This is a genomic window from Arthrobacter alpinus (assembly GCF_001445575.1).
GTDB lineage: Bacteria > Actinomycetota > Actinomycetes > Actinomycetales > Micrococcaceae > Specibacter > Specibacter alpinus_C.
In genome coordinates this window covers 851,202-862,527 of record NZ_CP013200.1, presented here as the reverse complement: position 1 = coordinate 862,527, position 11,326 = coordinate 851,202, and the positions used below count along the sequence as shown (strand labels likewise).

The following is an 11,326-nucleotide window of genomic DNA, read 5'->3' as shown; positions in this document are numbered from 1 at the left end:
AGCGCCTTCTCATAACATTTCAGGTCAGCAATAAGTGACCCGATAAGTTGGCGTAAGACGGCACCTCCGCGGCACCCTCTCTTAAACACCAGGAGTTCCTTCGATGCCTCGGATCGTTGTCGACGTCATGCTCAAGCCCGAAATTCTGGACCCGCAGGGGAAGGCCATTGTTGGCGCACTCCCCCGCCTGGGCTTCACTGCATTCTCTGCTGTCCGTCAGGGCAAGCGCTTTGAATTGACCGTGGATGGCGAGGTGACCGAGGAGATCCTGGCCCAGGCTCGTGAAGCAGCGGAAACCATGCTCTCCAACCCTGTCATCGAAGACGTAGTCAACGTTGAAGTTGTGGCGGACTAATCATGAGTGAAACTCCCTTGATTGGCGGGGCCACACTGGCCCCCGTTGACTCCCGCCTCGCGGGAGCCCGCATCGGCGTTGTCACCTTCCCCGGCACACTCGATGACCGCGACGCCATCCGCGCCGTCCGCATTTCCGGCGCTACCGCCGTGGAACTGTGGCACGCTGACACCGAACTTGCTGCTGTTGACGCCGTCATCATCCCCGGCGGATTCTCCTACGGTGACTACCTGCGCGCCGGCGCCATCTCACGCTTTGCGCCGCTGATGTCCAAGATCGTGGACGCTGCCAATTCCGATGCCAAGCTGCCTGTTTTGGGTATTTGCAACGGTTTCCAGATCCTGACCGAGGCGCACCTTTTGCCCGGCTCCATGATCAAGAACGATCACCTGAAGTTCCTGTGCCGCGATCAGGTTTTGCGCGTTGAGAACAACAACACCGCATGGACTAACGCTTACGCCGCCGGTCAAGACATTACGGTTCCGTTGAAGAACCAGGATGGCCAGTACATCGCGGACGAGAAAACCCTAGACGCCCTTGAGGCTGAGGGCCGTGTGGCATTCCGCTATGTCGGCACCAACCCGAACGGTTCACGCCGCGACATCGCCGGTATTTCCAACGCCGCCGGCAACGTGGTGGGCCTCATGCCGCACCCCGAGCACGCCGTTGAAACCGGCTACGGTCCCGGCCACACCGGCACCGATGGACTGGGTTTCTTCACCTCAGTTTTGAACACCCTTCTGGGAGGCAAGTAAATGTCCGAGATTTCAACAGAGCCCGCCAAGAAGTTCAACATTGACACCGTTGCTAACGCCGAAGTGACCCCCGAGGTTGAATTGCCTTGGGCCGAGCTTGGCCTGAAGCAAAACGAGTTCGACGACGTCGTGAAGGTTTTGGGCCGACGCCCCACCGGCGCTGAGCTGGCCATGTACTCCGTCATGTGGAGTGAGCACTGCTCCTACAAGTCCTCCAAGAACCACCTTCGCCAGTTTGGCGACAAGGTCACCGAGGAAATGAAGAAGGACATGCTGGTGGGCATCGGCGAAAACGCCGGCGTCACCAACCTGGGGGACGGCTGGGCGGTAACGTTCAAGATCGAATCTCACAACTCGCCGTCGTACGTTGAGCCGTACCAGGGTGCCGCAACCGGCATTGGTGGCATTGTTCGCGACATCATTTCGATGGGCGCCCGCCCCGTGGCTGTCATGGATCCGCTGCGCTTTGGCGCGATCGATCACCCGGACACCGCACGCGTCATGCACGGCGCCGTGGCTGGTATTGGTGGCTACGGTAACTCGCTGGGCCTGCCCAACATTGGCGGCGAGATGGTCTTTGACTCCGTCTACCAGGGCAACCCGCTGGTCAACGCTTTGGCCGTTGGCGTCATGCGTCACGAAGATATCCGCCTGGCAAACGCCTCGGGTAAGGGCAACAAGGTTGTTTTGTTCGGTGCCCGCACCGGTGGCGACGGCATTGGCGGCGCCTCGGTGCTGGCCTCGGAGTCCTTCGATTCCACCAAGCCGTCCAAGCGCCCCGCCGTTCAGGTGGGCGATCCCTTTGCTGAAAAGGTGCTCATCGAGTGCTGCCTGGAACTCTTCAAGGGTTCTTTGGTTGAGGGTATCCAGGACCTCGGTGCTGCAGGTATTTCCTGCGCCACCAGCGAACTGGCCTCCAACGGCGACGGCGGCATGGAAGTTGAACTGACCTCCGTTCTGCTGCGTGATCCCACCCTGACCCCGGGCGAAATCCTCATGTCCGAGTCGCAGGAACGCATGATGGCAGTTGTTACGCCGGAGAACATGGCGGCGTTTGAAGCTGTCATGGACAAGTGGGCTGTGGAGTACTCCTGGCTCGGCGAAGTCACCGGCACCGGCCGCTTGATCATCAAGTGGGAGGGCGAGGTAATTGTCGACGTCGATCCCCGCACCGTGGCTCACGACGGCCCGGTTTACGACCGCCCGTTCGCCCGCCCCGAGTGGCAGGATGCCCTTCAGGCTGACGTGTTCAACGGTTCAGCTGCCGATGCCAGCCGCCCTTCCACCCCGGAAGAGCTCAAGGCCGCGATGCTGGAACTCATCGCCTCCCCCAACATGTGTTCCAAGGACTGGATCACCAACCAGTACGACCGTTACGTGGGCGGCAACACCGCTATGGCGTTCCCGGACGATGCTGGCGTGATCCGGGTTGACGAGGAAACCGGTTTGGGCGTTGCCCTGGCCACCGACGCCAACGGCCGCTACACCTTCCTTGACCCGTACCACGGCGCTCAGCTGGCCCTGGCAGAGGCGTACCGCAACGTGGCCACCTCGGGCGCAATCCCGATGGCCGTCAGCGACTGCCTCAACTTCGGCTCCCCTGAGGATCCGGATGTCATGTGGCAGCTCGCTGAGTCTATTCGCGGCCTCTCCGACGCCTGCATGGTGTTGGGCATCCCGGTCACCGGCGGTAACGTTTCGCTGTACAACCAGACCGGCTCGACCCCCATCCACCCGACCCCCGTGGTTGCGGTTTTGGGCAAGTTCGACGACGTTGCTCGCCGCACGCCGTCAGGCTGGGCTGAGGATGGCCAGGCCATCTACCTGCTCGGCACCACGGCCGATGATCTGGATGGTTCCGAGTGGGCCAACCTGCGCGGTCACTTGGGTGGCTTGCCGCCCAAGGTTGATCTGGCGATCGAGCGCGAATTGGGCGAAATCCTGATCAACGCATCACGCGACGGCATGATCGATGCTGCTCACGATCTCTCCGAAGGTGGCCTTGCGGCTGCTCTCGTTGAGTCCGCCCTCCGCAACAACACCGGTGCCCGCGTGGCACTGGATGAGGTTGCCGCTCGCGACGGCGTGGACCTCTTCACCTTGCTGTTCTCCGAAACGCAGGGACGCGCCATTGTGTCCGTTCCCCGTAGCGAGGAAGTCCGCTTCAACGACATGTGCACTGCCCGCCGATTCCCGGTGGCCCGCATTGGTGTTGTCGACGCGGCCGGCGAGGCTCTGGATCTGCAGGGCCTGTTCAGCGCTCCGTTGGATGAACTCCGCATTGCTCACGAAGGCACCTTGCCGAAGTACTTCGGCTAATCCCCACTTGCCGGCCGGGGAAATCGCTGACGCGATTTCCCCGGAACCTGGCAAGCGTGGGCCCACTATTCTGGGCCCGTCAAACGCAAAATCCCCGGTCAACTCATTGCGAGTTGACCGGGGTTTTTGTTACTCCACCGCCAAAACAACCTGTCAAAACAACCCGACAGTGAATTAAAAGCCGCCCGTCAGCGTTCGGGCCGCCTGCTGGTAGGAACGTGTTACTCCCGCTTGAGTCAGCTTGGTGACGGGGGCACCGAGTGCGTAAATCAGACCCGCTGGCTTACTGAAGGCCAGAAGTCTGAAGTACACGCCGCCGTCGGGCTTCATCATGGCGATGAACGCTTCCTCGCCCAGAGCCGGGTGCCCAGGTAGCGTGCCGTACCCAAAGCCTGCCAGCTGAATATCCCGCCCGTCGGGGCCCGGAGCCCACTGCGGTTCCATGGCCCACACCACCTCGCACGGCACGGGCAGGCGCAAGTTTCCCACTCCAAAACCGCTGACCACCTGAGCACCCACCACTGCCCGTGGCGGCGCCTTCACCTGAAGCCCGGCCCGGCGCTGAATTTCCCAGCTCATGATGCCCGCAGCCAACGCGTCGAATGCCGCCTGACCAGCCCCGACGGCGAGCGTCTTATCCACGTGATCAAAACCCTTGGGCCATTCGATGGCGTCGGCAGTTTTCTCCACAGCCAGCCTGGTCAGGCCCAGAAAAGGGTAATCAAGGGGGCCACGCCTAGCTCTTGGCGACATATGCGCTCCACTCCAATGCATTTTGTTGATACTTGGGCAGCCCTGACACCACAAGATCGTACGAATCTTCCAACATCTCCAACACCATTTGTTGCTCCACCACAGATGTATCCACGGTGTTCCAGTGCCTTTTATTCAAGTGATAGCCGGCGGTAATTCCGGGGTTGGCTTGGCGCAATGCCGGCGCCAGCTCGGGATCGCACTTGTAGCTGATCCGTATCGGGTCGGCGTCCAGATCGCCCAGCGCAAACACCTTGCCCGCCCGTTCCGTCCCACCACTACTGGGCGCCTTGACCTTGAAAACACTGATTTCGGGCCCGAAGGGGAAGTCCTCGTAGGCTCCCGTCAAGGACAGCGCCGCGGCACGCAGATCATCTGCTCCAACGTGACTCACGGTGTGCCGGCTTCTACGTTCGGCGTGCCGCTATCCCTAGCAAGAACTCCGTAAGTCAGCACAGCAAATTCACCCTGTTTCTCAGCACTGAGCAGGTCCAGACTATCGGCCCCCACGTTGCGTGGCAGCAGTGGCGCACCGCTTGTCAGGGCGGCCGGCGCAAAGGTGATAACGATTTCATTCAGCGCCCCGCAATCCAGGAACTGGCCGGCCAAATCGCCACCACCCACCACCCAAACGTCCAGATCTCCGGCAGCTGCTGTGATCTCTTCCAGCACTCCGGCCACGTCGCCACTGACAAAGCGGACATCGGCGCCGTCGGGCACGGGCAAGGTCCGGGACGTGAAGACATAGGTGGGTTTGCGCCCGTAGTACTGCTGCCATTTGCCTGGCTCCGCCAACAAGTTCTCGGCCTTAAGTACCCACTCATAGGTGGATGAGCCCTCGACGAAAACACCCGCGCTGTCCATGAACGCGGCAATGTCCGGAGAACCTGCGGTATCCACGGCAAAGAGCCAGTCCAGCGAATGGTTTTCATCCGCCAAGAACCCGTTCAGCGTTGATGCGGTGTAGTACACGGTCTTGGTCATGGAATCTACGCTACCGCCTGCGCCGGCACCCTGCACCCGCGCGCAGAAGCCTGCCATGACGCTACGGGGTTGCCAGGTAGTCCTCGAGCAGAACCACTTTGAGCCCCGCCGCCTTTTGCGCCTTCAGGAAGGCCGCCAGATCATCCGGGAATTCCGTCCGGAAATGCATCAGGACAATGTCTCCCGGACGCAGCCCGGCACCCACTTGGTAATCCATCCCGCCAGCATTGGCCTTAGTTTCCCAATCCACGATGGCCTTCATGCCGCACTCCGCGACTGCCTTCCGAATGGCCATCGTGTAGGGGCCGCCCGGGGGTCGGAAGAAGACTGGCCTGCGCCCGAACTGCTGCTCCTCGAAATCAGCCATCCCGCAAATCTCGGCCTTTTGCTGCTCGTAGCTCAGGTGAATAAAGTCCAGATTATGGGTCATGGTGTGGTTCTCAATGAGGTGCCCGGCCGCCGTGTATTTCCTGTAGAAATCCGAACTTCCGGCAATGAAATTGTGAGCCAGGAACAGCGACGCTTTGATCCCGTTCTTCTCCAGCAGCGCCAGGTCCGAATCCCTCTTGATCGCGCCGTCGTCGATCGTCACAAACACCACTTTTTGCTCGGTTGGGACCTTGGTCAGCACGGGCACCATCCCGTTTTCAATGGGCGGGAGCACATAATCCGGCACCAGTCCGTCCAGTGTGTCCACCCGCCCGGTTGCCGGATGAGTGGGCGCCAGAGTGGGTGGGGCAGAGCTGGGAACTTCCGACGCCGGAGCATGCGTTGGCGACGGCGCGTCACTTTCCGCCGGGTAGTCGCCGGGACGCCAGTGTCCGTTGGTGCAGTGTTGCTCGCTGCCTGGGTACTCTGACCGGGCGCCCCTGAAACTGCGCTGGAAAACTGTGAATTGTTGGAGGTGACCCACCAAACGCCTGTGGCCACGAGGGCGATGGATAAAATCATGACGGACCATGCCACCCAGCGGCTGCGGGATCGGGAATTGGCAAAGTGGCGGGGCATATCGGCTGTCCTAATTTATTCGCGGTTGCTTAGAAGTTGGGGTGTTAGGGGACTCGAGGCCGGCGTCGGCTAAAGCCCGAGCTTTGCAGCTTCAATCTTGGGGCAGGTGTTCATGACTACCTCAAGACCAGCCTCCTGCGCGCGCTGGGCTGCATCCTGATCAATCACGCCGAGCTGCAGCCAGAGCGCCTTGGCGCCCACGGCAATGGCTTGGTCAACCACCGCACCAACCTTCGTGGAATTCACAAAGCAATCCACCACATCGATGCTGCCGGGAATCTCGGCGAGGGTCTTGTACCCTTTGGCGCCATGAACGTCGTCCCCCTTCAGGCTCACTGGGATGATCTCATGGCCCAGCTGGCGCTGGAGGAACAAGGAAACACCCACGGCGGGTCGCAACGGGTTACCGGATAGGCCCACCACTGCCCAGCGCGCGGGGGTGGTCAGTAGTCTGCGGATCACCTGCGGGTCATTAACATGTTCCATCTCATGAGTTTAGGCCCGGCGCCCGCCGATGCCCCTGCGCCTGCCCGGCGGTTCGCCAACCTCAATTGTTACGTCTCGAGAACTGTGCACCTCTGATAATTTCAGCCGGATCATCCCAGGTCCTAGTCTTGGAGTGACCATCCCGAGCGGCCGAGAGATCTGGCTCATTGACGCCGCAGCAACCCTGGTTGACACCCCACAAAAGGTGCCATCGCCAGCAGGGTGCTACCGCCAGGAACGATGGAGTGTTTTCATGTCTGCTTTGCTTTCGCAAACGGTGTCCACCGATTCGGTGGCGCCACCAACGGCAGTTTCCGATCCCCAAGGTACTCCGGCCATGTCTGTCTCTTTTGAGGCTCTTGGCCGTTCCTTCAGCTCCAAGGCGGGCACTCACACGGTGCTCCGTGATGTCAGCTTCAACATCCAGGCAGGGGAAATTGTGGCCCTGCTGGGCCCGTCCGGTTGCGGAAAGTCCACCCTGTTGCGGGCCGTAGCCGGACTGGATGCGCCGAGCACCGGCACCGTGAGCATTGACGGCACAGCCGTATCCGGCATTGATTCACGCTGTGCCGTGGCCTTCCAGGAACCCCGTCTCCTTCCGTGGAAATCGATCGCAAGCAACGTGGCGATTGGTGTTCCCTCCGGCGCGGATTCTGCCCGGCGCCGCCACGTGGTGGAAAACCTCTTGAAGTTGGTGGGCCTGTCCACATTCGCAGGTCACCGCCCGCGGGAGATCTCCGGTGGCATGGCCCAGCGAGCCTCGCTAGCCAGGGCCTTGGCCCGCAATCCCGGGGTTTTGCTGCTGGACGAACCGTTTGGTGCACTGGACGCGCTGACCCGAATCACCATGCAGGACTTGCTGTTGGATGTGCATGCGGCAGAGCCCACCACGGTGCTGCTGGTCACCCACGATGTGGATGAGGCGTTGCAGCTTGCGGACCGGATCATCTTGCTCGGCTCCGATGGAACGGACACGCCGGGGTGCACCATTGTGCGCACCGTAAATGTTCCCGGCCCCCGCCCCCGCGACCGGGCCTCGAGCGAGCTGGCCGGACTACGCAGCTCGCTGCTCGCCAGCCTCGGCGTCGACGGCCACTAGGCCCTTTTCTTCTTTCTTCTTTTTCTCTTCACCACACCCATTTTTGAGGACCATCATGCCTAACTCAGCTATTTTCAACCGCCGTTCCTTCCTTGGTTTCACCGCCGCAGTCTCCGCCTTGGCCTTGGCTGGCTGCGCCGGCGAGAACGCAGCTACCGATGCGCCCGGCAAGGATGGCGGAGCCAGCACCTTGACCATCGACTTCGCCACCTACAACCCCCTCAGCTTGGTCATCAAGAAAAAGGGTTGGCTGGAAACAACGCTGGCGCCGAAGAACGTCACCGTGAAGTGGCTGCAATCCGCCGGTTCCAACAAAGCCAACGAGGCACTGCGCGCCGGCGCCATCGACGTCGGCTCCACGGCAGGTTCCGCCGCGCTGCTGGCACGCACCAATGGTTCACCCATCAAAACGATCTCCCTGTACTCCCAGCCGGAGTGGGCAGCACTGGTGACCAGCAAGGGATCAGCCATCACCTCGGTTGCCGATCTGAAGGGCAAATCGGTGGCCGCTACCAAGGGCACCGATCCGTATTTCTTCCTGGTCCAAGCCTTGGAAGAGGCAGGTTTGAGCACCAAGGACGTGACGGTGGAAAACCTGCAGCACGCTGACGGTCGCGCAGCCTTGGCAAACGGCTCCGTGGACGCGTGGGCTGGGTTGGATCCCATCATGGCCACGGCCGAGCAGGAGGGCGCTACCCTCTTCTACCGGAACTTGGACTTCAACACCTATGGCTTCCTGAACGCCACCGAATCATTCCTCAAGAGCAAGCCCGAGTTGGCACAGACAGTGGTTGACGCCTACGAAAAAGCCCGAGTCTGGGCCGCCGCCAATCCCGAGGAAACGGCTCAGATTCTGGCCGATGCTGCCGGCCTTAAGCCAGAAGTTGCTACCACTGTCATTCTCGAGCGCAGTAACCTCGATGTCTCCGGTGTTCCGGGTGAGAAGCAGCGGGCGGTCTTGGCCAAGATCGGGCCCACCTTCGTTGAGCTCGGCGACGTCAAGACCCAGGCCGACGTGGACACCGCCCTGGCCACCCTGCTGGATGATTCCTTCGCTCTGAAGGCAAATCCCGATTCAATCAAGGAATCCTGATGACCAACCTGGGCAACCCGGGGGCAACAGGCAGCTCCGTGCTCCCCACCACCGCTGAAGGGTTCAGCGCTATTGGCGTCGCCACCCTGACGCCGGGTGCTCCAGCACCAGGGGCGCGGTCCGCACGGGGTTCCACGAACAATGGCTCCCGCTGGAGCAACGGTTGGGTGAAGCTCGGATTGGGGCTGGTGCTGCCGGCCCTGATCCTGCTGGCCTGGCAGCTGAGCACAGCAGCAGGAGTTTTCTCGCCAGTGCAGCTGCCGTCACCGCGCGCAGTGTTTGAGGCCGGGACCGAGCTCATTTCCCGCAATGAACTGTTCAACCATGTGGCCATCTCCACCCAACGCGTGCTCCTGGGCTTCCTCGTCGGGGCGGCACTGGGTGTCTCTCTGGGCGCTCTCGTGGGGCTGTCGAAGATCGCCGAAGTACTACTGGGGCCCACTATCGGGGCGCTACGCGCTGTGCCGTCGCTTGCCTGGGTGCCGTTGTTGATCCTGTGGATGAAGATTGGCGAGGACTCAAAGGTCACGCTGATTGTCATTGGGGCATTCTTCCCGGTGTTCACCACGGTGTCGCTGGCGCTGCGACATGTGGACAAAAACCTCGTGGAGGCCGCGCGGGCGTTCGGTTTGCAAGGACTCAGACTGCTCACCACGGTGCAACTGCCTGCGGTTGTCCCAGCTATTTTTTCCGGGCTCCGGCTGGCACTGGCTCAGGCGTGGCTGTTCCTGGTGGCGGCCGAACTGATTGCTTCATCCATGGGTCTGGGATTCCTGCTGACCGATTCACAAAGCAACGGCCGCACCGACAGGTTGCTGCTTGCTATTGTGCTGCTGGCAGTTCTCGGCAAGGCCACAGATGCCTTGCTGGGCCTGGCGGAGAAGTGGGCCGTTCGCCGCTGGTCCTAACAACCCGGCGCTACAGACAAGAATTGCTCAGGCGTCTACGAATGAATCGGCGGCGCTGGGCCGATCGTTGTCTCCGGAGTCGGGCTCCTGCTCGTCCTCTTCCTCGGCGTCGTCATCATCGTCGAAGTCCACGTAGTCCTGGCTGGTCAGTTCCTCGGTGTAGCGGTGCCAAAATTCATTGGCACCGGCTGCAGCCGGATCAATTTCCAAAAGCAACGTTTCAAAGCTCTTGGCGACAGCGGAGAAGTCATCGTCGTCTTCGGGCCCAACAGTGTCGCGGTCAATGGCTCCCCACGCCGCAACAATGGCGGGCAGGGTCTCCAGCGATGAGGCCATGAGGGTTTCTTCGTCTTCACAAACGAACAGCACTGCACCGGATTTCCGGTCCACCACAACAAATTGGAAATCCCCGTCATTACAAACAATGGCCCGGCCGCTGGAATCGTCGGCAAAGGGCGGTTTAAGCCATTGACCGTCTAATGGCACGTCCTCCAGGGCAACTGGGTACATGCCCTGCAACACGGACCAAATCCTGGTGTCGTTCATGATGTCCTCCTGCCGTAGGTCCATAGTCATGACACTAACCACAGCCAGTTGCCCCGTCAACGGGAACTTTCTAAGCTGCAGGAACTACCGCTGAACTGCTTTCAAAGCGCCTGTTGCGCAGCACCGGCAGGAACTCCCGGACTTCTTCAATGCGCCGATGCGTGACGTCGGTGGTGGCCACACCTTCAGCCTCGTCATTCAGGAAGTCAAGGGCGATGCCCATGGGGTCAAGGATGGCTGAATGTCCAATGCAATGCTCGCTGGAGGTTCCCGCAGCCGCCACCCAACAGGTATTTTCAATGGCCCGCGCCTTAAGTAGCGTCTCCCAATGGTCAATCTTGTGTTCACCCTTGAACCAGGCCGCAGAAACACAGATCATGTCCGCCCCAGCCAACGCCAAAGCCCTCGCCAGTTCCGGGAAGCGAATGTCGTAGCAGGTCATGATGCCTACCTTGAAGCCGCCAATTTCCACGAGGGTGATGCCGCGGTCGCTGGGCTTGATACGGGTCGATTCCTGGTACGAGAAGGCATCGTAAAGGTGCAATTTCCGGTAGGTTCCGAGGATTTCACCGTCATCGCCGAGGGCTACCACGGTGTTGTAGGGGCGGGCCTCACCACTGGCTTCATAGCCGCCTGCAATGACGGCGATCCCCACCTCGGAGGCAATCATGGACAGCCCTTGCACAAAGGTGGTCCAGTTCGCGTCCACCGCTGCGGCGAAATCTCCCTCGATGCGCCCCACGGAGAACATGGCTTCTTCGGGGAAGACCACCAGTTTGCTGTCTTCTTGGGCGGCAGTCACAGCAAGTCTGCGCATGGTGGCTAGATTCTCGACCACATCTCCGCCTGGGTTGAATTGTCCAACGCTAACCTTCATGGCAATGGTCCTTCCGCTCGGTTCTCTGTGGAACCAGACTAGCCCGTCCCGCACTTGCTGTGCCGCCCGCACCCAGCCAACCCCCACAAAAAAGAAGGACGACGTACGGAACTTTGGTTCCGTCGTCGCCCTTCCCTAATACT

13 protein-coding genes and 1 riboswitch are annotated in these 11,326 nt (G+C 60.9%); of the genes, 6 read left to right on the top strand and 7 right to left on the bottom strand.

The annotated features are described in order from the left end of the window. The first annotated feature begins 103 nt into the window (after nucleotides 1-103). Genes purS through purL form a run of 3 tightly spaced genes read left to right on the top strand, consistent with a single transcriptional unit; the run spans nucleotide 104 to nucleotide 3,429 of the window. Nucleotides 104-355, top strand: a complete 252-nt coding sequence (gene purS / locus AS189_RS03790) for a phosphoribosylformylglycinamidine synthase subunit PurS (RefSeq protein ID WP_038465086.1) — start codon at nucleotides 104-106, stop codon at nucleotides 353-355. A gap of 2 nt (nucleotides 356-357) precedes the next feature. Beyond that, complete coding sequence (gene purQ / locus AS189_RS03785) at nucleotides 358-1,110, top strand: phosphoribosylformylglycinamidine synthase subunit PurQ (protein ID WP_062286401.1); 753 nt, start codon at nucleotides 358-360, stop codon at nucleotides 1,108-1,110. 9 nt (nucleotides 1,111-1,119) lie between these two features. Next, nucleotides 1,120-3,429 (top strand): phosphoribosylformylglycinamidine synthase subunit PurL, encoded by a 2,310-nt coding sequence (gene purL, locus AS189_RS03780; RefSeq protein ID WP_062292892.1) that lies wholly within the window; start codon nucleotides 1,120-1,122, stop codon nucleotides 3,427-3,429. 174 nt (nucleotides 3,430-3,603) lie between these two features. On the opposite strand, the gene AS189_RS03775 is transcribed toward purL, so the two are convergent. From AS189_RS03775 to AS189_RS03750, 5 genes are all read right to left on the bottom strand, one after another. Next, entirely contained in the window at nucleotides 3,604-4,182 is a 579-nt protein-coding gene (locus AS189_RS03775; RefSeq protein ID WP_082634039.1) for a DUF1990 family protein, read from the bottom strand. Further along, nucleotides 4,166-4,576, bottom strand: coding sequence for an MmcQ/YjbR family DNA-binding protein (locus AS189_RS03770; protein ID WP_062286400.1), 411 nt, complete (start codon nucleotides 4,574-4,576; stop codon nucleotides 4,166-4,168). Before AS189_RS03770 ends, AS189_RS03775 begins: the two co-directional genes overlap by 17 nt. Further along, the gene (locus tag AS189_RS03765; protein WP_062292885.1) at nucleotides 4,573-5,166 is read right to left on the bottom strand and encodes a dihydrofolate reductase family protein; all 594 of its coding nucleotides are present in this window, start codon (nucleotides 5,164-5,166) and stop codon (nucleotides 4,573-4,575) included. The genes AS189_RS03770 and AS189_RS03765 overlap by 4 nt, the downstream gene beginning before the upstream one ends. Nucleotides 5,167-5,227: 61 nt before the next feature. Next, nucleotides 5,228-5,863, bottom strand: a complete 636-nt coding sequence (locus AS189_RS03760; RefSeq protein ID WP_237759962.1) for a polysaccharide deacetylase family protein — start codon at nucleotides 5,861-5,863, stop codon at nucleotides 5,228-5,230. 380 nt (nucleotides 5,864-6,243) lie between these two features. Further along, nucleotides 6,244-6,660, bottom strand: coding sequence for a CoA-binding protein (locus AS189_RS03750; RefSeq protein WP_062286398.1), 417 nt, complete (start codon nucleotides 6,658-6,660; stop codon nucleotides 6,244-6,246). A 134-nt stretch (nucleotides 6,661-6,794) separates the two neighbouring features. Further along, nucleotides 6,795-6,907, top strand: a riboswitch (SAM riboswitch). A 6-nt stretch (nucleotides 6,908-6,913) separates the two neighbouring features. Here AS189_RS03750 and AS189_RS03745 point away from each other — a divergent pair. Genes AS189_RS03745 through AS189_RS03735 form a run of 3 tightly spaced genes read left to right on the top strand, consistent with a single transcriptional unit; the run spans nucleotide 6,914 to nucleotide 9,760 of the window. Beyond that, complete coding sequence (locus tag AS189_RS03745) at nucleotides 6,914-7,759, top strand: ABC transporter ATP-binding protein (RefSeq protein ID WP_082634038.1); 846 nt, start codon at nucleotides 6,914-6,916, stop codon at nucleotides 7,757-7,759. A 55-nt stretch (nucleotides 7,760-7,814) separates the two neighbouring features. Next, nucleotides 7,815-8,852, top strand: a complete 1,038-nt coding sequence (locus AS189_RS03740) for an aliphatic sulfonate ABC transporter substrate-binding protein (RefSeq protein ID WP_062286397.1) — start codon at nucleotides 7,815-7,817, stop codon at nucleotides 8,850-8,852. Further along, nucleotides 8,852-9,760: an ABC transporter permease gene (locus AS189_RS03735; RefSeq protein WP_062286396.1), complete on the top strand. Its 909-nt coding sequence runs from the start codon at nucleotides 8,852-8,854 to the stop codon at nucleotides 9,758-9,760. Before AS189_RS03740 ends, AS189_RS03735 begins: the two co-directional genes overlap by 1 nt. Nucleotides 9,761-9,787: 27 nt before the next feature. Here the strand turns inward: AS189_RS03735 and AS189_RS03730 are convergent, their stop codons facing one another. Together AS189_RS03730 and AS189_RS03725 are read right to left on the bottom strand one after the other, a co-directional pair. Further along, the gene (locus AS189_RS03730) at nucleotides 9,788-10,336 is read right to left on the bottom strand and encodes an SUKH-4 family immunity protein (RefSeq protein WP_129587142.1); all 549 of its coding nucleotides are present in this window, start codon (nucleotides 10,334-10,336) and stop codon (nucleotides 9,788-9,790) included. A 40-nt stretch (nucleotides 10,337-10,376) separates the two neighbouring features. Then, nucleotides 10,377-11,183 (bottom strand): carbon-nitrogen hydrolase family protein, encoded by an 807-nt coding sequence (locus AS189_RS03725; protein WP_062286394.1) that lies wholly within the window; start codon nucleotides 11,181-11,183, stop codon nucleotides 10,377-10,379. Nucleotides 11,184-11,326 lie beyond the last annotated feature (143 nt).